The sequence below is a fragment of the Methylicorpusculum oleiharenae genome (assembly GCF_009828925.2).
Classification (GTDB): domain Bacteria; phylum Pseudomonadota; class Gammaproteobacteria; order Methylococcales; family Methylomonadaceae; genus Methylicorpusculum; species Methylicorpusculum oleiharenae.
Genome location: NZ_WUTY02000001.1, coordinates 4,461,269 through 4,484,144, shown reverse-complemented (window position 1 = coordinate 4,484,144; position 22,876 = coordinate 4,461,269). Strand labels below are relative to the sequence as shown.

At 47.6% G+C, this 22,876-nt stretch carries 14 protein-coding genes; 3 read left to right on the top strand and 11 right to left on the bottom strand.

What is annotated here, in order from left to right; all coding sequences use genetic code 11:
- The first annotated feature begins 11 nt into the window (after positions 1 to 11).
- On the top strand, positions 12 to 545 hold the full coding sequence (locus tag GO003_RS19925) for a flavodoxin (protein WP_159658793.1): 534 nt from the start codon (positions 12 to 14) through the stop codon (positions 543 to 545).
- Between the two features lie 570 nt (positions 546 to 1,115).
- Here GO003_RS19925 and GO003_RS19920 read toward each other — a convergent pair.
- The 7 genes from GO003_RS19920 to GO003_RS19890 are packed head-to-tail and all read right to left on the bottom strand — an operon-like array spanning position 1,116 to position 12,437.
- Entirely contained in the window at positions 1,116 to 2,159 is a 1,044-nt protein-coding gene (locus GO003_RS19920) for a PDDEXK nuclease domain-containing protein (protein ID WP_159658794.1), read from the bottom strand.
- The gene (locus GO003_RS19915) at positions 2,156 to 3,268 is read right to left on the bottom strand and encodes an HNH endonuclease family protein (protein ID WP_159658795.1); all 1,113 of its coding nucleotides are present in this window, start codon (positions 3,266 to 3,268) and stop codon (positions 2,156 to 2,158) included. The genes GO003_RS19920 and GO003_RS19915 overlap by 4 nt, the downstream gene beginning before the upstream one ends.
- Positions 3,252 to 5,276, bottom strand: a complete 2,025-nt coding sequence (locus GO003_RS19910; protein ID WP_159658796.1) for an AAA family ATPase — start codon at positions 5,274 to 5,276, stop codon at positions 3,252 to 3,254. Before GO003_RS19910 ends, GO003_RS19915 begins: the two co-directional genes overlap by 17 nt.
- Entirely contained in the window at positions 5,277 to 7,019 is a 1,743-nt protein-coding gene (locus GO003_RS19905; RefSeq protein ID WP_159658797.1) for a restriction endonuclease subunit S, read from the bottom strand.
- Positions 7,016 to 9,532: a type I restriction-modification system subunit M gene (locus GO003_RS19900; protein WP_159658798.1), complete on the bottom strand. Its 2,517-nt coding sequence runs from the start codon at positions 9,530 to 9,532 to the stop codon at positions 7,016 to 7,018. Before GO003_RS19900 ends, GO003_RS19905 begins: the two co-directional genes overlap by 4 nt.
- Before the next feature lie 33 nt (positions 9,533 to 9,565).
- Positions 9,566 to 9,706, bottom strand: coding sequence for a hypothetical protein (locus GO003_RS19895; RefSeq protein ID WP_159658799.1), 141 nt, complete (start codon positions 9,704 to 9,706; stop codon positions 9,566 to 9,568).
- The gene (locus GO003_RS19890; RefSeq protein ID WP_159658800.1) at positions 9,696 to 12,437 is read right to left on the bottom strand and encodes a type I restriction endonuclease subunit R; all 2,742 of its coding nucleotides are present in this window, start codon (positions 12,435 to 12,437) and stop codon (positions 9,696 to 9,698) included. The genes GO003_RS19895 and GO003_RS19890 overlap by 11 nt, the downstream gene beginning before the upstream one ends.
- Before the next feature lie 546 nt (positions 12,438 to 12,983).
- On the opposite strand from GO003_RS19890, the gene GO003_RS19885 reads away from it, so the two are divergent.
- Positions 12,984 to 15,467: a glycogen/starch/alpha-glucan phosphorylase gene (locus GO003_RS19885; RefSeq protein ID WP_159658801.1), complete on the top strand. Its 2,484-nt coding sequence runs from the start codon at positions 12,984 to 12,986 to the stop codon at positions 15,465 to 15,467.
- Between the two features lie 181 nt (positions 15,468 to 15,648).
- Here the strand turns inward: GO003_RS19885 and rsmA are convergent, their stop codons facing one another.
- The gene (gene rsmA, locus GO003_RS19880; protein ID WP_159658802.1) at positions 15,649 to 16,422 is read right to left on the bottom strand and encodes a 16S rRNA (adenine(1518)-N(6)/adenine(1519)-N(6))-dimethyltransferase RsmA; all 774 of its coding nucleotides are present in this window, start codon (positions 16,420 to 16,422) and stop codon (positions 15,649 to 15,651) included.
- 1 nt (position 16,423) lies between these two features.
- Complete coding sequence (gene pdxA / locus GO003_RS19875; protein ID WP_159658803.1) at positions 16,424 to 17,425, bottom strand: 4-hydroxythreonine-4-phosphate dehydrogenase PdxA; 1,002 nt, start codon at positions 17,423 to 17,425, stop codon at positions 16,424 to 16,426.
- 344 nt (positions 17,426 to 17,769) lie between these two features.
- Here pdxA and GO003_RS19870 point away from each other — a divergent pair, with 344 nt between their 5' ends.
- Entirely contained in the window at positions 17,770 to 20,079 is a 2,310-nt protein-coding gene (locus GO003_RS19870; RefSeq protein ID WP_159658804.1) for an efflux RND transporter permease subunit, read from the top strand.
- A gap of 10 nt (positions 20,080 to 20,089) precedes the next feature.
- Here the strand turns inward: GO003_RS19870 and ntrC are convergent, their stop codons facing one another.
- On the bottom strand, positions 20,090 to 21,496 hold the full coding sequence (gene ntrC, locus GO003_RS19865) for a nitrogen regulation protein NR(I) (protein WP_159658805.1): 1,407 nt from the start codon (positions 21,494 to 21,496) through the stop codon (positions 20,090 to 20,092).
- Positions 21,489 to 22,538, bottom strand: coding sequence for a nitrogen regulation protein NR(II) (gene glnL / locus GO003_RS19860; protein ID WP_159658806.1), 1,050 nt, complete (start codon positions 22,536 to 22,538; stop codon positions 21,489 to 21,491). The genes ntrC and glnL overlap by 8 nt, the downstream gene beginning before the upstream one ends.
- Positions 22,539 to 22,876: the final 338 nt, after the last annotated feature.

Below are 22,876 nucleotides of genomic sequence, written 5' to 3'. Positions count from 1 at the left end.
GGAATAGCACCATGGCGAAAGTAGGTGTGATTTTTGGAACTGATACGGGCTCAACGCGGCGTGTTGCCAAGACGATTGCAAAATGCATAGGCTCTCAAGCCGATAAACCCGTCAATATTCGTAATGCCGGTGTTGAGAACTTGCTTGCTTATGATGTGTTGATTTTGGGCACGCCGACTTATGGCGAAGGCGAATTGCCGGGTAAATCGACGGGTAATCAGACGGAAAGCTGGGAAGAGTTTTTGCCCAGATTGAAAGGCCATTCGTTCGAGGGTAAAAAAGTAGCCTTGTATGGTTTGGGAAACCAAAAATCATACAGCAGCAATTTCGCCAGCGCTTTACGGGATATATACGATGCATTTACTGAATGCGGGGCTGAAATTATCGGTGACGGATGGGAGGCTGCTGGCTACAAATTTAAATTTTCCAAGGCGATAATTGATGATCAATTTGTCGGTCTCGTTTTGGATGAAGAGAATCAAAAAGAACTGACAGAAGAACGCATAGACTTATGGTTGAAAGGGATAGATCAAGCCTGGAGTTGAAGGAAGCAAAAAAGTCAGTAGGTGCGCATTGCTTCGTGCCTGCCAGCTTCATTGCTCTCATAATCAGAATTATCGGCTGAGGTAAGCACAAGAATCGAGTTTTTGTTGATGGAGGCGTTGAATTAGTGTGAAGCTGGTCGTTGGTATCCCAATGGTCGTCTTCCTGTAGTTCGTGTCATAAAAAGTTTACAATCTGAAGTTTCCCAATAATTTCAAAATTATGCCTGGGTTGCAGGAATTATCGATAGGGTATGCGTAAACGGTGGCAAAACAATTTAGTTAAGCATTGATCGCATTGGGTAGAAGCGTTATCCCGGCAGATATAAGGGATTGTTGGGATCCAGGACACAAGGAGACGTGCCAAAGCCTTTGCCATTCATTGTTCTGGGTTCCAGCAAACCCTGCCTGAGCGAAGGGAACTATTTATACAAACACAGTGCCTGAACCAGCCTGAACATCCCTATAAAAACTGGGAAACTTCACGTTTTCAATGAGTTGATGATTAGTAGTTTTATCATACATATTTGGTAAATTCTCAGGATTTGCTTTACTAACAGTCAATCAATTTCTTCAGGACAAATCACCCAGCTCCTGTTCAATTTTCTCTATACTGGGCAAACTGGTTTGCAATTCGGTCGGCAGGGCTTCGACCAATTGGTACTCAGCCACGCCGATCGGCTTGTTGGTATCGCGCAAAGCATATTCGGCCACGACCCGGTTTTGTGTCTTGCACAACAATAGGCCGATAGTTGGCTGGTCGAACTCGGCTTTGAGTTGCGCGTCTACGGCCGTCAGGTAAAAACTCAATTGTCCGGCGTGTTCCGGCTTGAAAGCTCCGGTCTTGAGTTCCACCACCACATAGCAACGCAACTTCAGGTGGTAAAACAACAGGTCGATAAAAAAGTCGTCGCCGCCAACTTCCAGATGGTATTGCCGGCCGACGAAAGCAAAGCCTGCGCCGAGTTCGATCAAAAAACGGGTGATATGCTTAACCAGCGCGTTTTCAATTTCCCGCTCGTCGGCCTCTTGGCCAATGTCGAGAAAATCGAACAAATAAGGGTCTTTCAAGGATTCGCGGGCCAAATCCGAATGCGGCTTTGGCAGATTGGCTTCGAAATTAGTGACCGCGTTGCCTTCCCGTTCCAGCAAACGGGTTTCGATGTGGATATTCAGCACATTGCGCGACCAACCGTATTCAATAGCCCTTTCGGCATAGCGTTTGCGGCTACCCACCTCTTTCAATTTGCTGAGTAGCACCAAGTTGTGTCCCCATGGCAATTGTCCAACAAGCTGTTGGACAATTGCGGCATCAGGCCAGGCTTCGGCAAAAGCCCTCATATACATCAAGTTAGCGCGGGAAAAACCCTTCATATCCGGAAATGTGGTGCGCAAATCGTGAGCCAATCGCTCGATAACCTTGGCACCCCAGCCTTGTTGCGCTTGCCTTTCCAGAATGTCCCGACCGATCTGCCAATACAGCAGAATCAATTCACGGTTGACGGATAAGGCCGCGCGTTGTTGTGCGGAATGAATGCGGGTTTTGAGTTCGGTTAGCCAGTCGGTGTAGCCGGTGGGCGTGTCGATAAGTGACACCGGGTTGATTTGATCGCTCATAGCAACTCCTGAATGATTTGCGCCAAATGGCAATCCTTCTGGTATTGCAAGGCGGCGGCCTGACGAATCGAGCGTTCTTCTATGCCTACATTTGTCCTGGCCCAGATAATCGAATCTTCGAGCAATTCACCAATCTCGGCTTCATCGGGTGTTTGTCCCCGAAATCTATCCTGAAATGCTTTGGAGACGAATACCGATACGCCTCTGCCATCCATTTTCTCATTCACATCGTTTGACCAACGCGCTTCGAGATCAAGGGTGTTAACTAATGTTTGAGCGCGTTCCGGAACCGCTGTATCACGAATTTCGATAGAAACCCGCATGGGATGTTTTAGCGACTGTTTGGCCGCCACAGAAATTAGCGAAGCGCCAGTGATTAAAGAAGGATGATACGTTCCCCGAATTGCAGCTTCGTCGGCATTCCCCATTGGGGTTTTATCCAGCTTCCAGGTTTCGTTACAACCCTTGCAGGAAGCAAACAAATTGGCGGGATGAATGGCTAAATGCGGCCATTTGGACTTTGGGAAAAAGTGCTCGCAATCATTGGCGTCGGCTTTGGTACCGATTTCTCCTAGAGGACCGTCGCAGTAACCACAAATTCCAAGACTTTGAGGACGGTATGCCTGCATGATTTTGGAACGAGTCATGTCATCGCCCGTTAACCCAAAAACATCTTTGGCAAAGCCTTTTTCCGAAGCCAGCCAATCATAAAATGGTTCGGCAACGGCCTTAACCGGCTCCAGCCAACCTGTAAAGCCACCTGGAAATTTCAGCTCAAATCCCGGTTCGTGCCAATTTTGATGAAAACCCGCATCATGTTCGATGGCGGCAGCGACCTGTTCCGCTTCGACTGGCACTAATCGCGCTTTGTTTGCCAACGCGTCTAACGCTTGGCCAAATTGAGTGCGCTTATCAGGTTTACCCAAACGACGAATACCAAACCAACCCAGCAGCTTTGATTTATTACCGTATAAGGTTTCTATGTCTTCCTTGGTCACCTGGCCAGCCGGAGGCGCACGCAGCAGCCAATAAAGCAATTTCAGCTTGACTTGATAAACCTTGTTCAAGTCCTCGAACACAGAAGCCGGCAACTCACGCTTGTGTAACATTGCCTACCTCGTTCAATAAGCGCCGCCATGCGCGCTTCAATTCCACCTGAAAATAGCCGGGGCCGGTTTGCCGGATGAAGGCTTCCAAAACTACCTTCATAGTCAGCGGTCGCTCGGCCCCGAAATGCACAGCAAAATGCTCGATACTCTCAAGTGCCTCCCTGATACTGGCTTTACTCATACTGGGTTCGGTTTCGGCGACAATCTTACAAACTTGTTCGACAATTTTGCCGTTTAGAACAGGTTTTTCACGTGCCCAACAGCTATCCATTTGATCAGCAACGCTAGCCGCCGCTATCAACACCTCGAGAATGCGGCTCGCCCGACGACCCACGGTATCGGATGCACCAAAAATATCCCGAAGTGGATGATCCCCCGTCGCGCCGAAAGTATGGATATCACTGTCCAATACACGGAGAACAGAATGCGATGAAGTATTCGAATTCTCGTCAATCGTTCGCTCCAAGACCACCAATTCGTCTTTCAAGGCATCGGTCAACACCAAGGCGGCATGGGTGGCTATTACAACCTCGCACGAGGTTTTGCCTAACGCGCCATCCACCACAGAGACCACATCGCGTTTCCAGAGGTCGTTAAAATGCGTTTCCGGTTCGTCTAGCAACAATAGAGAATCTTGTTGCCCTTCCAGCAAATGAAACAAGGCCATACGGCCCAACACCATTTGCTCGCCGTCGGAAAGTTCTTCGTAGCGCAATACACCGACATCGTTTTCAACGGTGTCACTATCAGCTGATTCGTCAGGCTTTGGGTAACGGCGCAAACGCAATTCGACATCGTCGAACAAGCCAGCCTGATGCAAATCCACTAATTTGGTAAACAACTCAAAAGCTGTGGCTTCGTGGCCACCCAATAATGCCCAAAGCGCTTCGCCTTGGGTGCCGCTGATTTGCAAATTGTCATTGGCAGATAAGGTTTCGCTATAACTGCTGAAATTGCCTTTCAGATCGAAATACAGCGTTCTTCTGGCTTCGGTTGGGTGCGGTTCCGCAATCACTTCTCCTGCACAAATCAACCAATCGTGGGCAATGCCCAATAAACGATTGCGGCGCCACGCTTCAGTTTGCAAGCGGCAACGGAAAGCTACCGAAACCAGATAATGCCAACCTCCGCGTTGCAACATTTCTTGTAACGGCGACAATTGCCTCTCTTTTCTAAACGCTTTGGCTAATTTGATTTCCAATTCAGCTAATCTGTCGTGTGTATCCAGGTAGGCTTGCGGCAGCGCTATCGCCAATAAAGCGCATTTCAACAATGCGGGATTCAGCAAGATCGGGCGACGAAAACCCATAGTTGAAGAAGAACTTTCGGGAAACCAATCTTCAACATTACTGGTTTCCGATTGGCCGCTCTGTTGGTTTTGGCTTGCTAGTTCCTGAGCCATATTCCAGCCCACCGGACGTTCGACTTCTAATGTCTCTTCGCCGGTCGAGAAAGATTCTTCGCCGTTTTTGCTATCGGCGCTACGATTCCATAAGGTCTGCCAAGGCTGAATAGCACCTGTGGTATAGGCCAGTACTGCGTTTGGTAGAGCCATTAATGGCGGCGTGGTTGCGCGGCTGGGCCATTCGCCTGGAGCGATCAATGGCACGAATCCAGGAGGAACAGGATTACTATTTAGGTCTAAAGACCCAATCATCAAGTCAAACTCTGCAATTGAACTTTGATCTTGAGGGCTATGAAATTCATGCATCCATAAACTCGATTCCGTCCGTTTACCCGGACAATGCAGTAACAACGTCCGGTGGTTGGCTGAACCTTTCTGGCCCAATTCGTAGACCAAACTAACCGGAAACGGCGGCACGCGCTGTTCGGATAACGCCAAAAATACTTCAGCAATGGCGCGCAGCAAATTGGATTTGCCACTGCCGTTGACGCCGACCACAAAGCGAATCGAGCAATCACGTTGCAGTGGCGAGCCACTGGCGAATACCACCTTGATGTCTTTGATCGGCGGATAGTCTTTGAGATGCAGGTAGCGCAACTTCATTTACCAACTACCTCTTATATTCGATTTATCGCCGCTTTTTTCGCTTGGATTCAATTCGTTATTTAGCATTGCTGCATCGCGTAAGCGGCTGTTTTCGGCTTCGCGTAGCGGACGGAACGCTGTCAAATATTCGGTTTGCTGAGTAGCGGCATTCTGGCGCGGTACGCTGACTTTGGCGATCAAACCCAAGGCTGCCAGTTGTTCTAGGGTTCGGCGAACGCGATTGGGCGAGGCGTTAAAGTGTTCGATCGGCCAAGTGGTTTGCTCGTTGGTGCAAAAGTCGTTAAACGCTTCGGGATCATCGACGACGACCAGTTTTTGTGGCCATTCGTGACACAGCATAGTCCAGACTGCACCTTGAAATTCACTGATTTCGTTGAGGAGCCAATGGCGAGCTGGACGATCCAAATCTTTCTGCAGCGTTGGAGTTGACTTGGACTCAGCATAAGATTGCGCGAACTTTGACCCTCGTTCGCGTAAGCTTTCATCACGTTCGATGGTAGACGTTGTTATTTCTTTAATATGGGCAGCTCTCCATGCTTCAGTAAGCTCCCCGTTAAATGCAGAAATAACAAGTGCCTGGCTTGATTTTTTCAGCAGGAATTGCTGATTTTCTTGGCGTTCTAACTCTTGAAAAATATTTCGAACATTTTCTGAAAATGCTAATTGTTTTTCGAAAGTTGGAATTCGAAGTTTGTATGTCTTCAAAAAGCTTTCGGGTACACGTTGATGGCCGCTGGTACCTATAAATGCTCTCGCAGCCATTTTTCGAAATACAGTTCTTCTTGTTAGCGCCCATAGGAACTCAGCGGTTGCATTTGGCTTCGGACGAAATACATGGAATTCCGTTGACCCTACGCCGATGCCGTTTTTCAATCCTTGGGCAATGGCAATCTTCCCGTTTTCCATGCAAGGGCTGATTTTGGCAAAGAGAACATCATTTTCAACGAACCGTGTATAACCGGCCTTTACTTCCTGGAAAAACTTAGTTTCATATTTGGCTATCCTGCCAGAAACCTCGTCGATCGCCGCCATCGGAAGAAAAGACACTTCTTGCTGCAAATCTATTGGACTATCTAGAGGCGGATTGATCCATGCTAAATCTGCCAACAATCCGTTTTTTTCATTACCTCGGCTCACTTCTGGAGCTTGAAAATACTCGGCGAACAAAAGGAATATTAAGCTATGCAGCCTTGATATTTGGGTGTTGCGTGCAGTAATCATGTCGTCAAGAAGCCGCAATACATCAACCATGCGCTGTTGTTCGGGGAGAGTGGGAAGTGGAAGCTTTACACGTGACAAGAAATCAAGTGGTACCCGTTGTAAACCACCTGTACCAACAAATGCCGACGCTGCTCGGGTGCGAAATGCTGGCTGTCGAATGAAATGAAACAGATACTCAGGTAATACCTCATCAGTCGGGCGCAATACATGAAATTCGGTTGAACCAAAGCCAAGCCCATTAAGCAATGGACCAACAATGGCCGCTTTGCCATTTTCCATACAAGGCGTGACTTTGGCAAAGAGAACATCTCCTTCCTTGAAATTGGTGTAACCCTTGGCAACTTCACTGTAATTACGAATCTCCGGCTTTGCAATTACACCCACGTTTTCATCCACAGCGGACATAGGCACAAAAGTTACCTGAATATCTTCCTCCGGGCGTTCTTCTATTTCGAATTTAGGATTAATCTGGCAGACGTCACGCAAACGGGCCTCAACCCATGAGTTCGGCAATTTCATTCCCGTCCCTCAACCATCGCCAGCAATTTGTCCAAACCACCCAAAATATTCTGCTCGGTCTCCCGAAGCTCACTAATCAACTCGACGACACTCTTGTCGCTCTTGAGTTGGCTGAAATCGAAGGGTTTGTATTGTCCGGCCGATAGGTTCCAGTCGCGGGCCTCAATGCAATCCGGGTCAAGCAAGTCGTCTTTCAAATTGCCTTTGTCGTCGAATAGCCCTGCGGCCATCATGGCTTGAACATATTCCGGCCTGACCAAGCCGCCGGCATCATGCGAGCCTTGTAGCTTGCCGTCCACCGATTGCCAATCGTCGTTTGGTAGCCATTGCCGCACTGGAATCACCCAGTGCTTGGCGGTGTCGATAGTCGTTTGCTGATCGATGGCAAGACTGCGCAGTACCACGTCGAAACCGTCCAGTTTGGCCACTTCGCGCGCCAAGGCTTCCATTTCCCGCACCAAATCGTTGACTGGTTGATATTCGCCAAAGCTGTTGCGATTAGCCTGAGTGACTATGATTTCATGCTCTGCCAGTGCAGTATTCAGCGCCTCTTTGGTCCAATCTTTCCAAAACGGTAAGGCCGGGGAATCTTCGCTCTCGAAAAAACGCTGGGCATCGCTGGCGGCGCGCCTGAATTCCTGCGGCAAATTTTTGATGGCTTTTTGCCAATCGTCCAGAGCTTGTTGCGGTGCCGGAATTTGCGCCGGATGCCATTTTGCCCAAATCTCGCGGGTTGCGGGCGCCAGATAGCGTTTGGCTAATGCCAATAAAGCAGGTTGAACCTTGGCCTTGATTTGTTCTTCGGCCGCTTTGGGATCGCTGGGTAATTCCGGAAACAGTTCGTGTATGCCCCAAACCTGACCGTCCCACATGCCGGTATCGGATTGATTGGCAAAGGCATAACCGGCCGCTGTTAGCTGATCGGCGCTATCGCGCAACAGCGCTTGCCGCCAGCGTTGTTTTTGGAAAGTCGGTTGCCAATAGGTTTTTTCCAAGCGTTCAGAACCGGGGCGGCCTTCGTTCAACCAGACCTTGAATTTGACTAAGGCGTCCCACAAATCATTAGACTGCTCCTTTCTTTCAGTCTGTTTTGCATCGTTGGAATAGCAATGATCGTTGACTTCATAAAACCAAACGTATTCAGTACGTGGCGCTTGGCAGGTAAAGCTTTGCTTGTCGTCGCGCCGGGTTTCCTTGCGGAAGATCAGGATCGAGGTTTTAACGCCGGTGTAGGGCTGGAACACGCCGCCGGGTAGCGAGAGCAACGCTTCGACGACATGCTCGGTCAGCAGTTCACGGCGCAAGCGTTTGTGGGCGTCGGTGTTGCCGAACAAGACGCCTTCGGGAATGATTACCGCGCAACGACCGCTTATATCAAGCAAATCGAGCATCAACCACAAAAACAACAATTCGCTTTTGTTGGTGACGGTATCTTTATTTTTCTTGCCACCACCACCGATGCGCGGAAATAACACGCTATCTTCTTCCAAATCGGCAGTATCGACGGTACCGGTAAATGGCGGATTGGCGAGTACGAAGCGGTAGCTTTCCGGCGTGAGTAATTCGGCCAGTTTGGCTTTACTTTCGCGCTTGCTCAACGAGTCGCCTTGCACCAGTTGCGGGTCGGCGATGTCGTGTAGGATCAAGTTCATCCAGCCGATGCGGGTCATGGTGCGGTCGTTATCCAGACCGACGAAATTGGCGCCGTTATGGATTTCGGCGTATTCCCGCGTGGTCGTGCCTGCACCATCCAGACGGTGCGGCGTGCCGTCCCACTCCAGGCGGATGGTGTCGGGTAGTGTGAATTTTCGCATCAGGTATTGCTGGGCACTGAACAAAAACCCGCCGGTACCCGCTGCCGGATCGATGATTTTGTCGCCGGGCTTGGGGTCGAGCAGTTCCACCATGAAGCGGATCAAATGCCGTGGGGTACGAAACTGGCCGTTTTTGCCGGCGGTGGCCATTTCGCTGAGCAGGTACTCGAAGGTGTCGCCCATGATGTCCTGGGCAGCAGAACCCTCTCCGGCGCGAGCGAAGAGTTGGTCGATCAAATCGATGGCATCGCCCAGCACTTGGCCTTTATTGGGGTCGAGCTGGAAATAGGCATCGGCCATGCGTTTGTCCAAACCGCCTAGTTCGGCGTCAGTTTCTTGCGCGGACAAACGGCTATCGATGGTTCTCAACCACGGAAAGACCACTTCGGACAGATGACGCGGATTGGTTTTTTCCAACTGGCGGATATAACTCCAACGGCAGGTTGAGGCATCAAACTGCTTACGCAATTTGACTCGATCTTCTTCATTTGCCTCTGCTATTTTTGATTTTTCTTCGTCCGTTAGATCATAGATAGACGGTAAATTTCGACTAACACGAATGTTATCGATGTCTTCAAGTCTTTTCAGAAACAGCAAATAGGTAATTTGCTCGACGGCGACCAATGGGTTGGTCAGGCCGGCGGACCAAAAACGGTCCCAAAGTTTATCGACTTTTTTCTTGATATGCGGGGCTAGCATTTACGGGTTTTTCCTTAAGGTTAAGCGCATACCTTATACATCAATACCATCATCCACCGGGAAGCGGATATCCAGCGCCAAGGCCGGCAAACTGATGACTTCCCTGTAGCCTGGATTCCGGCAATCCCTGCCGGAATGACGGATTGATGTATAAGGGCATGGGTTAAGCGACATCGTCAATCCATTGGTTGGCGAAGGCGATGAGTTCTTCAATGTCCTGCGGCGGAAACAAAGCCTCGACTCGGCCGACACGCGACAGCGGCGGTTCGTTCAATGCCGCGCGGGTAATGCGGCCGTGGCGCAGTAGCGCAGCCTTTACCGCGCGTAAATAATTGAGTTGATTGGCGCGTAAGTAGCCGTGTTGGGCGATGAAGGTTTCGAATGCCTGGTTTATGCGCTGCTCGCGGTCGGGCAAGCGCGCATCTTCGCAGAGAATGTGGCGTAAGAATTCCGGTAGCGCGGCGGTTTGATTTTCAAAGGCTTTGCGCAAGGTTTCTTCGGTGACAAATAAATCAGCTTGATTTAGGGTGGCGGCGATACTATCAAGTTCGTCGTCGCTGAGGTTTTCGCCGCTTTTTAACTTGGCCAATGCCGGCAGTTCGTCGGCCAGACGCTTGATCCAAACTTCAACTTGTTCGCGGTAGCTTTCCGCAAACGCGCCTTCGCCGCTGGGACCATAAATGATCCAACTGCGTTGGCTTATAGCATCCGGCAGGTTGATTTCCACTGTGTGTTTGGGTGCAACCGTTCGGTAACGCATCAGCGGCGCAAATGTGGCTTGCAGATTATTCAGACGGGCCAAATCCAAATGTTCCCAAAAGCCAGTCGTGGCAACCCAGACGCGTTGTTCCTGCACTTTGCGGACTTCCGGAATGTTGTCCGCCAAACTGGCAATGGCCTCTTGAATACGCTGTTTTACCTTGAGTTGTTCGGCTGCATCGGTTTTCAACCAAGCCATTGTTAACCGCTCGCACCAGACGCGAAATTGCAGTTCGTCGAGTCCGCAAAGCGGTACCAGGCGCAGCAACGGCGCAATGGTTTTGCTGAGATGCTCGATGGTTGTGTGATCGGGTTGCGGCCATTGGGCGAGTAGTTGGTCCAGTTCGTCCCAATGCGGTCGCACGTTGATACTTTGCCGGGGTAAGGCGGCCAGCATGGCTTGTAGTTCTTCAACGACAGACTGTGTATCGAATTGCTGCGCATGGAGCAGATTCCATTTTTCCAAGCGTAAGCGGAATAGCCGCACTGGTAATGGTTCGCTGGGATGGTCGAGTTCGCCGTCCGGGTTGAGTTTGAAATAAGCGAAGTTTTTCCAATGGTCGATGATCAGAAAGTCTTGTTTTACTTCGCCGGTGGCTTTGTCGATGTAAAGCCGGGTACCGCGTCCTATCATCTGCCAGAACTTCACGCGGCTGAATACCGGTTTGGCGAACACTAAATTTTGAATGGCTGGTACGTCGACACCGGTGTCGAGCATGTCCACCGAGATGGCGACACGGGGCATGGTTTTGTATTTGAAATCATCCAGCGTGGCATCGGCCCGTTCCATGTGGCTATCGATTATTTCCGCCATGCCTTGCCGTTGCAACTCCGGATAGAGTCGATTGAAGCTTTCGTACAAGCGTTTGGCATGGGCGTGGCTGACCGCGAAGATGATAGTTTTATGTGGCAGTCCGCGCGCGTCCTTCCGGGATTTATCCATGAACTCACGCACAATGGCATCGTTGGTGCCTTGGTTAATGACACCTTTTTCAATGTCGCTGCCGTCGAAGTTGAGTTCGTCGAGTTCAACACCTTGATCTCGGGCCATTTGTTTCAACGGTTCGGGTAATGCGTCGCCTTGAATGCCTTGTAGTTGAAAATTGGTTTGCGCATCCAATACCCGATAATTGACCAGATTTTTATCGGCAACCGCTTGTTCATAGCTGTAATAGTAAGACGGCAGCCCATCGCCACAGTCGAACAGTTCGAAGGTGTTATGGTCGATATAATCGGTCGGTGTAGCGGTCAAACCGAGCTGGATGGCATCGAAATGATCGAAAATGGCTTTGTAACGTTGATAAATGGAGCGATGACTTTCGTCGGCGACGATCAGGTCGTAACAACCAACCGATAAGCGATGATAAACCTGCATCATGCTGGGATAGGTAGCGAATTGAATACGCGCTCCGGACGTTGCTCCACCCTCGATGCGGCTTAAGCTTTCATTGGGCAGATGGGTTTTGAATTCGGACATGGCTTGGCGAACCAGTTCGCGGCGGTCGGCCAGAAACAGCACTTTCTGAACGCGCTTAGCCCTTAGCAGGGTATCGACCAAGGCAATCGTAGTGCGGGTTTTACCGGTACCGGTTGCCATCACCAACAAAAATTTACGCTTGGAGGCATCGACACCTTCGGTAACTCGGCGAATCGCTTCGTTTTGATAATCACGACCGGCAATATCCGCGTTAATAGTGACTTCGTTCAGTGGCAATACATATTGCTTTTGGTGTTTCAGGCGTTCGAGGTCGTCACGAGTGTAAAAACCGGTAATTTTCCGAGGTGGGTAGCGGTCACGATCCCAAAACTGGATTTCCTTGCCGTTGGTTAGGAAGATAAATGGATCGATGCCGGTTTTGGCTTTGATCGCTTCGGCATAGTCCGCCGCTTGGCGTTTTCCGGCTAATTCGTCTCGCGAAGAGCGCTTGGCTTCTACCACCGCCAGCGGTTTGTCGTCCGAGCCAAGCAAGACGTAATCGGCGAACTGGTTTTTTCCGTAAGACTGATCCGGCGTTGCGATTTGCAACAACACTTCTTCCAACAACATTTTACGTTGCTTGGACCAACCGGCTCGCGCGAGCTGGGTGTCGATTAGTTCGGTACGCGTAACAGTTTCTTTGGGAGTTATTATTGCCACAAGCTTCATTTATTAATCAAATTCGAATTTTATTAGTTTTTGATCACAAACTTGATGGCCAGGAGTCAAGATAGGATTTTTAACCCCATAAAGCATGAGGTGGTCTTTCAACTAAGCTCTGTAATCTGGTCCTAGCAGATGGTGAGAGGAGTATATATAACCTAACAGAAGTCGTCTATCGAATCATAATGACATTCAAAATTAAGTTTTTGACATAACAGCGAGAATTTTGATGGATAAAATTGCTGACGGCCGTTTTCGTTGGTCTGATCCCGCTAAATATCGCCATCGATTTATCACAACTGCTGCGCACTGTTTGAGTGCTTTTTCATGCTCTTTGTTTGTGCAAGTATCCCCTGGTCTTGAGTTTTTGAGTCCTTGGTATTCAACAGGATTCCTCTCTGGCGTCCATAAGCGCTGAATTATTGCAATTCTCATAATGAATGGGCAAAGCTGGCATTGCTGTTGCTTAGTTCCTACTCAGTTTCCTTCTTGAAGTCTTTGGCGAAGCTTTATAAAAGACCGGTCAATTTTATTCCATCACCTGGGGTCATAATGAAGAAAAAATCGAATTACAAACCCTCTAAAGATGTAATCAAGCGCAGCTTTTTTCGTAATCTGGCCAATGTGCAGGGCAAGTTTCCTGCTTTAGCCAGCCGCTACGATTATTACATGGCCTTGGCCTTTACTGTCCGGGATATGTTGATGGCGAGGTGGGTAGGCACTGCAAACGAATATACCCGGAGTAAATCGAGGACAGTCGCCTATCTGTCTGCCGAATTTCTGATGGGTCCCCATTTGGCTTCCAATTTGTTGAACCTGGGTATTACCAGCGAAGTTCGCCAGGCGATGGCTGAGTTAGGGCTTAATCTTGATGAATTATTGACCGAAGAACCCGAACCGGGTCTGGGAAACGGTGGTTTGGGACGTTTAGCAGCCTGCTTTCTGGATTCGATGGCAAGCATGGAAATTCCTTCAGTGGGGTATGGCATTCGTTATGAGTTTGGTATTTTTGAACAGGTGATTGTCGACGGTTGGCAGGTGGAGAAAACCGATAAATGGCTTTTCCGGGGTAATCCCTGGGAAATTGTCAGGCCGGAATGGGCGGTGGAAATCAAGCTGGGCGGAAGAACGGAGCGGCATACTAATGAAATAGGCGAGCAGATTGTAAGCTGGATACCGGACTGGGTGGTAAAAGGTGTCCCTTACGATACGCCCATCCTGGGTTACCGTAATAACACGGCTAATACGCTGCGTTTATGGCAGGCAATTGCGCCTGAGTCTTTGAACTTTAGCCGGTTCAATCAAGGTGATTATTACGGTGCGGTAGAGGAAAAAGTGGCTTCAGAAAATCTGACCAAAATTCTTTACCCGAATGACGGTACGTTGCAAGGTAAACAATTGCGTCTGGAGCAACAATATTTCTTTGTTTCCTGTTCATTGCAGGACATGCTGCGGATTATGAAAACACAGAGAATCCGTCTGGATCATTTTCATGAAAAATTTGCCGTACAACTCAATGATACGCATCCGGCGATTGCTATCGCCGAGTTGATGCGCTTGCTGGTTGATGAAAACGGCATGCCTTGGGATATGGCCTGGCAGGTCACGCAAAAAACATTTTCTTATACCAACCATACCTTGTTGCCTGAAGCACTGGAATGCTGGCCAGTGGAAATGATGGAGCAATTATTGCCGAGGATTCTCGAAATAATTTACGAAATCAACCATCACTTTTTGGATCAAGTCAGGGCCGAATGCCTGAACGATAGGGATAAAGTGTTTCGAATGTCATTGATTGATGACTCGAACAAAAGGATGGTGCGTATGGCTCATTTGGCCTGTGTGGGCAGTCATGCGATCAACGGTGTCGCCGAATTGCATACCGAGCTGCTGAAAAACGATGTGCTCAAGGATTTTTATACCTTTTGGCCGGCCAAATTCAGCAATAAAACCAATGGTGTAACGCCACGGCGTTGGCTGGCATTGTGTAATCCCAGGCTGAGCCGGGTCATTACTGAAGCGATTGGCGAAAGCTGGGTCAAAGACTTGAGTTGCCTTGAAAATCTGGAAACCTTTGTTACTGAACCCGGCTTTCTGGATCGCTGGCAGGATGCCAAGCGGGTCAATAAACATGAATTTGCTGTCAGTCTTTACAAACGTACCGGTGTCGGTGTCGACCCCGAATCGATATTTGATGTGCAGGTAAAACGCATCCATGAATACAAACGGCAGCATTTAAACATTCTTTACATTATCAGTTTATACCAGCGCCTGAAAACCGATCCTCATTTTGATTTTCATCCCCGCACCTTTATTTTTGCCGGAAAAGCGGCGCCAGGTTATCACTTGGCCAAGTTGATCATCAAATTGATCAATGCGGTTGGCGAAGTGGTCAATCGTGACCGTGCGACCAAAGACAGACTTAAAGTGGTCTTTTTGCCAAATTTCAATGTCACTAACGGGCAGCAGATTTATGCCGCGGCGGAAGTGTCTGAGCAGATTTCCACCGCAGGAAAAGAAGCATCCGGTACCGGGAATATGAAATTTGCGATGAACGGCGCCATGACCTTAGGTACTCTGGATGGCGCAAATATTGAAATTCGTGAAGAAGTCGGTGCGGAAAACTTTTTCCTGTTCGGTCATACCGATGGGGAAGTGAAAGCGTTGTGGAAAGAAGGTTATACGCCTTACGATTATTACTTGAAAAACCCCGCTATAAGAAGTGCGATTGATTTGATCAATAACGGTTTCTTTTCTCACGGCAATACAGAAATGTTTCGCGATTTGACCAATAACCTGCTGTACAGTGATCCTTATCAGGTTTTTGCTGATTTTGATGCTTACACAAGCTGTCAGGATGAAGTTGATTTGGCTTACCGTGATGTTGCGCGCTGGCAAACGATGTCTGTGCTGAATACGGCTCGGTCAGGGAAGTTTTCTTCTGATCGAACGATCGCTGAATATTGTCAGGATATTTGGAAGGTCAAATCCATCCCTATTGATACCCCGCAACTGGATCCCTTCAGACTGGGATAAAGAGGGGGTTTGCGAATTTTAAGACGGGCAAAAAAAAGCGGCCAAATAGGCCGCTAAAAAAGAAGGATATATAAGCTCTTAAAACAGCAAAGAAGATAACTTTAAGAGTTGCTAATATTCTAAACGTCCTGCTTCGGTTTGAAAATGTGTCAAATTGTCGCGTGACAGTCTGACGCAGGCATCACAGGTGATTACTTAGCCGGGCAAAATCGAGTAAGGACAAGTTTTCGGCCCGGGCGGAAGGATCTATTCCCAATTCAATAAAGACTTCTTCACTCATCAGCTTTTTTAATGAATTACGAATGGTTTTGCGGCGCTGGGAAAATGCATGTGCGACCAGGGATTTGAAGTTTTCAATAGATGCTAATTCCACGGGTGGTTTTGCGTGAGGCACCAGCCGGATAATGGCTGAAGTCACTTTAGGGATAGGATCGAAACATTCAGGCGGCACATCAAATAAATGTTCGGCTTCGCAGTAATATTGCAGCATGACGCTTAAGCGGCCGTAGCTTTTGCTGTTCGGAGTCGCGCAAATTCGGTCCACGACTTCTTTTTGCAGCATGAAGTGCATGTCGCTGATACAGGAAGGATAGTTAAGCAAATGAAACAATAACGGTGTTGAAATGTTATAAGGCAGATTGCCTATCAATCGATATTTTTCATTGTTTTTGACCAGGGATGAAAAATCAAATTGCAGCGCATCGGCGCTGTGAATATTTAAATTTTCGGCATTGGCGAATTGCTTGGTGAGCAATACGACCAGATCTCTGTCCAGTTCCACGACATCCAGCGTCCCGGCTTTTTCCAGCAAAGGCTTTGTCAATGCGCCTTGCCCTGGACCTATTTCTACCCAGTGTTCCCCGTTATGCATCTGAAGACAGGACAGAATATTCGAGATGATGGAGTGATCGGTCAAAAAGTTTTGACCGAAACGTTTACGCGCCTTGTGTGCCATATTAATCCGATGGGTAAGCAGGCGTCAGGGTTAACGCTGTCTGCAATGCATAGACAAGACTGGACTCATCGGCCAGTCCGGTTCCCGCTAAATCCAGTGCCGTACCATGATCAACAGAAGTTCTGATGATGGGCAGCCCCAACGTGATATTGACGGCCTTGCCAAAGCCCTTATATTTAAGAACAGGCAAGCCCTGGTCATGATACATCGCCAGAACTGCATCGGCATTGTCTAAATATTTGGGGGTAAATACGGTATCTGCCGGTAAAGGACCCTGAAGATTTAAACCGTGCTGGCGCAGATTTTCGATAACAGGTTCTATGATCTCTTTTTCCTCGCTGCCCAAATGACCATTCTCACCGGCATGAGGATTAAGCCCGCAGACCACTATTCGCGGGTTGGCGATGCCAAAGCGGCTGCGCAGATCCTGATCCAGTATCCTTATGACGGTTCTTAAGCGCGCATGAGTAATCATCTCGCTGACTTTAGACAAGGGAATATGAATGGTGACCAGAGCGACTCTTAGCCCTTCGGTGGCCAGCATCATGACCGGTTGTCCTCCGGTGATTTCGGCAATATATTCGGTATGTCCGGTAAAAGCGATTCCGGCATCATTAATAATGCCCTTGTGGACAGGCCCTGTGACCAGCGCAGAAAAAAGGCCTTCTACGCAGCCTCGTGTAGCCCGGTCAATCGATTTCAAAACATAGCGACTGTTTTCTTTATCCAGCAGGCCTGTTTTTGCTGGTTTGATCATTTTGATCGGCAAAATGGTCAGCTCTCCTGCTTTCTGGCAAACAGCGGGCGCGTCGGCGTCAAATTGCTTTATTTCAACCGGCAATCCTAATTGTGCGGCTCGTTCACGCATCAACTCGGTATCGGCGACACAAATGATCTGGCAGTCATGGGGCGTTTGAATAAGTTTCAGCACTAAATCGGGACCGATTCCGGCCGGTTCGCCTGGCGTTAGGGCAATACGCCTGATTGTGTTGGATGCTTCCATGTGATTTTGCAAAAGGCTGAATTGTACCGTAAGGATCAAGCCTAAGAAAGTTTCGGGTATTGATACTTCACGTTGTTAAGATTTTATACAAACGAAGTTATGTGCTATTTTTTGTAAGCATATGATTACACTTTGTAGTCATTTTGGCGAAGTATAAAAAGAAAATTGTAAAAACTGCTAAGCTTATTAATCAAAATCTGATCAGTAAATCAGTTATGAGTTTTGCTAAAACGGTCATCAAATCCAAATCTGCTTCAGATCAAAAAGGCTTAATTGATAAGCCATTTTTGCCTCGAATATGCAGGGCTTTTTTCCCTTTGAGGATATTATTCTTAGACACACCTATGACAAATGGAAAAAATATAATTGGTGTACGCTTAGGGTTATTAGTTACCTCTTATCCAAAATATGTCTTACTCACCGTTCTGCTTATCACCGGAATCGCCGGTATCGGTTTGACTTGTTTGCAATTTAACAGCGATTACCGTGTTTACTTTAAGTCAGATAGTCCCGAATTGCTGGCTTTTAATGAAATACAATCCACTTTCAGCAAAACGGATAATGTTCTGTTTATCGTTTCTTCCCGCTCCGGTAATTTGTTTACCGCCGTTTCGCTTAAAGCCATCAAGGAGTTGACTGATGCGGCATGGCGTATTCCTTACTCCATACGCGTTGATTCATTAGCCAACTATCAAAGAACTACGGCAAATCACGATCAGATGAATGTGGCTAATTTGATTGCCGATGCCGGTCAGCTGACCGCTGTTCAGATTGCTGATATCAAAAATGTGGCGCTTAACGATCCTCGTCTTGTCAATCGGCTGATTTCAAGGCAAGGCGATGTGACCGGGGTGAATGTGACCTTTCAGTTGCCCAAAGAAAATGCAGCTCAAACTATGGATATAGTGAATCAAGCCAGGGATATGGCACGGGTTTTGGAGGCTGGTAATTCTGACCTCAAGATTTATCTGAGCGGCATGGTAGTGATGAATGATGCGTTTATTGAATCAGTGATAGATGATGGCAAAATATTAGCGCCATTGATGTATATCATTCTGGTCTTCGTTCTTTATGTTTGTGTCAAGAACTGGAGCATCATTTTCGCCACTGTTTTATTGGTTTTTTTAACATTACTTTCAACTTTAGGCATTACCGGTTGGCTGGGTTGGGAGTTGACGTCTACCTCTATAGCCGCCCCTACCATTATTTTGACCGTTGCTGTCGCCGATTGTGTACATATTGCGGTTTCGCAGCTGCATTTTATCGAAAAGGGCGAAGCAAGGCTTGCAGCCATGCGGGAAAGCTTGAGGATTAACTTTGAGCCGGTATTTTTGACTAATCTGACCACAGCTGTCGGATTTCTCAGTATGAATTTCAGTGATTCGCCTCCCTTCCGAGATTTAGGCAATATCGTCAGTTTGGGCGTATTCATTTCCTGGGTTTTGGCGCTAGTTTTTTTTCCTGCCATCCTATGTGTGCTTCCGTTTAAGGCCTCCAGGAAAAGCCGGGGCAAGACCCAATTTATGCCTCGATTAGCTGAGTTTGTCATCCGCTATAAAAATAAAGTCATCCTGTATTTAGGCGTATTTACGCTGCTGATGCTCGGTTTTACCCCTATCAATCAATTTAACGATGAGTTTATCAAGTATTTTGACGAGGCAATGGACTTTAGACAGGGGACCGATTTTTTGGCAGAGCATATGGGTGGTTTATACACTCTGGAAGTAGCAATTCATGCCAATTCCGAAGGTGGGATCAATGATCCGGTTTTCTTGCAAAAACTGGATTTATTGTCGGTCTGGCTAAGCCAGCAACCTGAAGTAAAACATGTAAATACTCTTTCAGAAATTTACAAGCGCCTCAATATGAATATGCACGGTGATGATCCGGCTTATTACAAGTTACCCGAGGAACGTAATCTTGCCGCTCAGTATTTATTGCTGTACGAAATGTCATTGCCTTATGGATTGGATTTGAACGATCAGGTCAATATTTCAAAGTCGTCCGTGCGTACGATTGCCACGTTGGCTAATCTCAGCTCTATCAAAATGTTAGAGCTGGAAAGTAAAATTAAAGCGTGGCAGCTGGTTAATATGCCTGAAGTAAGCATGTCGATGGCCAGTCCCATTTTGATGTTTGCCCACGTGGGTAAAACCAACATAGGCCAAATGATTTCAGGCAGTATGCTGGCCTTTGTTCTAATATCGATAATGCTTATACGGGCATTTGGTTCGCTTAAACTGGGATTGATCAGTCTGATTCCGAATCTGGCGCCAGCCGCCATCGCATTCGGTTTATGGGCGCTGATAGACGGAATGGTCGGTTTGAGTTTATCTGTCGTCATGGCAATGACGCTGGGGATTGTGGTCGACGATACCGTCCATTTTATGAGTAAGTACCGCAGAGCCCGAATTGAGTTGGGTCATGACTCTGAAGACGCTGTTCGCTTTGCGATGTCATCCGTAGGTCAGGCAATGTGGGTGACTACGGCGGTTTTAGTTTGCGGTTTTTTAGTACTGAATTTATCTCATTTCACAATGAATTCCACTATGGGATTAATGTCGGCACTGACCATAGCGGTTGCACTGATCATGGATTTATTACTGTTACCGGCCTTACTTATCAAAATGGATAGCTGGAGTTTCAAACGGTAAATTCAATAGGTTAATTATCGATATCGAGCTCTTTAATTTTGCGGGTTAACGTGTTCCGCCCATAACCTAACATCTTGGCTGCTTCGTGTCGTCTGCCTCCCGAGTGATTTAATGCCGCTTTAATCAGAATGGTTTCAATCGTGGGAATGGTATGTTTGGCAATATCACTATCGCCGCGTTGTAGCTGAAGTTCTATGCTTTTACTGAGCAGCATCTGCCAGTTATCTTCATGCGCTTTTGTTTCGTCGCGGGTATTCAACAGCTCAGGCGGCAATTCGTTTTTATGAATCTCGCGTCCGGATGCCATGACGGTCAACCATCTGCACAGATTTTCCAATTGTCTGACATTACCGGGCCAGTCAAGTGTCTTAAGAAACTGTTCGGTTTCCGGTTTTAAAACCTTTAATTCAGTATTCAGTTCGGTTGCCGCTTGGCTTAGAAAATGCTGCATCAGTAAAGGAATATCTTCACGCCGCTCTCTAAGCGGCGGAATATGAATGCGGATGACATTTAAGCGGTGAAATAAATCTTCACGAAATCGCCCTTGAGCGACCAGTGCTTCAAGATTTTGATGCGTTGCCGCGATGATACGCACATCCACTTTTATTGAAGAATGAGCCCCTACCGGATAAAACTGGCCGTCAGCCAGCACCCTGAGCAAGCGCGTTTGAAGTTCGGCGGGCATGTCGCCTATCTCATCAAGAAACAGAGTGCCATTATTGGCTTGTTCAAAACGCCCTGAGCGGCGGGATTGAGCGCCTGTAAATGCGCCTTTTTCGTGACCGAACAGTTCCGATTCCATCAAATCCTTAGGGATAGCCGCCATGTTTAAGGCGATAAACGGATTTCCGGCTCGGGGGCTATGCCTGTGTAGCGCTTTGGCAACCAATTCTTTGCCGGTGCCGGATTCGCCGTTAATCATTACCGTGATGTGAGAACGGGCCAGCCTGCCTATCGCTCTGAAAACTTCCTGCATGGCAGGAGCTGCCCCGATGATTTCAGGAGTGGCTTCGCTAGGCAGCTGTTCTTTGGCTGTCGCATGTTGTTTGGCATGGGCGCAGGCACGTTGGGCAACCTCGACAATTTCTTTTATATCGAAAGGCTTGGGCAGGTACTCAAATGCGCCGCTATGAAATGCTGAGACAGCGCTTTCCAAGTCCGAATGAGCTGTCATGACAATCACGGGTAGTTCAGGGTGCGATTCCTGAACTTTCTTGAGTAATTGCAGACCGTCGATTCCCGGCATGCGTATGTCAGTTATCAATGCATTCGGTAAATCGGTTTTCAGCGCTTCCAACAGAGGTGATCCGTTAGAAAATGTCCGGGTGGTTATTGAAGCTTTTTGTAAAGCCTTCTCCAAAACCCAACGTATGGATTTATCGTCATCTACAATCCAGACTGTGCCTGAATTATCCATTGTGACTCTCCAGTGGCAGATAAATTGAAAAAACGGTATGGCCGGGCTGGCTTTCGCACTCAATCAAGCCGTCGTGCTGGTTAATCAGCGATTGAGCGATGGATAGTCCAAGACCGGTCCCGTCCGGTCTGCCCGTAATCATGGGGTAAAATATTTTACTCATCATGTCTTTATTGATGCCGGGACCATCATCAATGATATCGATTCTTGCGGTGAGTTTGTTTCGCTTGCGACCTATTGTCATTTGCCTGCAAATGCGGCTCTTGATTGTTAACGTGCCGGCATTATCCATCGCCTGAATGGCATTTCTGGCGATATTCAATATGGCCTGAATAAGCTGGTTTTTATCGGCATGTATATCCGGAATACTGGGGTCATAATCATGCTGAATAGTAATTTTACCGTTGGATTCCGCGAGCAGAAGCTGACGAACCCGTTCAAGCACTTCATGGATATTCAGCTGAGTTTTAATAGGCAGTTTATTGGGGCCCAGCATCCGGTCCATTAAGCTTTGTAGCCGGTCTGATTCAGCAATGATTATGTGCGTGTATTCTTTCAATTCCGGATCTTCCAGTTCAAGATCCAGCAATTGAGCTGCCCCTCTTAACCCGCCCAGGGGGTTTTTAATTTCATGAGCAAGCCCTCTGACCAGCATTCTCGCGGTAGTCTGTTGCGCCATTATTTGTTCTTCCTTTGAGATTCGCAGGTGTCGGTCCAATTGTTGTAATTCAACAATAATCTCGTTAACCTGATCATTAACGAGCAAAGGAGTTGCACTAAAGTTGACAGTTACATGTTGATTCTGAAAATCCAGCGTCAATTCACGATCCACCAGAGGTTCATCCATATTTAGGCACATGCGAAGGTTCAGTTGCTGATCTTCATCTACATACTTAAGCAAATCGTCTGCATGACTGCCCAACAAATGACGCGCACTGTCTGCGAACATGATTTCGCCGGCTGTGTTGATATAGATCAGGACAAGTTCCCGGTTAAATAACAAGATGGCTTCATTCAGGTGTTCAAGAATTCGTTTGTACACAATGTTTATCGGTAGGGGCTGATAGTCGTTCAATAAATAAAAGCAATTTGCAGGCCAGATATATTTACACGGCCTTGATTGCTGGTTTGGCGATTAAAGAGATTTAGCTCGAAATTTTTATAACCAAAAAGATGCAATTCGGCACCTTCCTCTAAAGCGATAGCATTGCCTGTTTAATTTTCATAAAATACTGATAAAACAATGGTATAAGACTTTAATGGTGGCTGCAAAATGCGGCTATTATAAAGCCGGTTGAATATAACGGTGCAGCAGTGAACCGAAATGTTACCTGAATGCGGGGATTGAAAAGTTATAATTTTGGGATATTGCCCAAGTTT

Coding starts and splice junctions, on each gene's coding strand:
- GO003_RS19925 (WP_159658793.1), top strand. CDS start 12: ATGGCGAAAGTAGGTGTGATTTTTGGAACTGATACGGGCTCAACGCGG.
- GO003_RS19920 (WP_159658794.1), bottom strand. CDS start 2,159: ATGAGCGATCAAATCAACCCGGTGTCACTTATCGACACGCCCACCGGC.
- GO003_RS19915 (WP_159658795.1), bottom strand. CDS start 3,268: ATGTTACACAAGCGTGAGTTGCCGGCTTCTGTGTTCGAGGACTTGAAC.
- GO003_RS19910 (WP_159658796.1), bottom strand. CDS start 5,276: ATGAAGTTGCGCTACCTGCATCTCAAAGACTATCCGCCGATCAAAGAC.
- GO003_RS19905 (WP_159658797.1), bottom strand. CDS start 7,019: ATGAAATTGCCGAACTCATGGGTTGAGGCCCGTTTGCGTGACGTCTGC.
- GO003_RS19900 (WP_159658798.1), bottom strand. CDS start 9,532: ATGCTAGCCCCGCATATCAAGAAAAAAGTCGATAAACTTTGGGACCGT.
- GO003_RS19895 (WP_159658799.1), bottom strand. CDS start 9,706: ATGTCGCTTAACCCATGCCCTTATACATCAATCCGTCATTCCGGCAGG.
- GO003_RS19890 (WP_159658800.1), bottom strand. CDS start 12,437: ATGAAGCTTGTGGCAATAATAACTCCCAAAGAAACTGTTACGCGTACC.
- GO003_RS19885 (WP_159658801.1), top strand. CDS start 12,984: ATGAAGAAAAAATCGAATTACAAACCCTCTAAAGATGTAATCAAGCGC.
- rsmA (WP_159658802.1), bottom strand. CDS start 16,422: ATGGCACACAAGGCGCGTAAACGTTTCGGTCAAAACTTTTTGACCGAT.
- pdxA (WP_159658803.1), bottom strand. CDS start 17,425: ATGGAAGCATCCAACACAATCAGGCGTATTGCCCTAACGCCAGGCGAA.
- GO003_RS19870 (WP_159658804.1), top strand. CDS start 17,770: ATGACAAATGGAAAAAATATAATTGGTGTACGCTTAGGGTTATTAGTT.
- ntrC (WP_159658805.1), bottom strand. CDS start 21,496: ATGGATAATTCAGGCACAGTCTGGATTGTAGATGACGATAAATCCATA.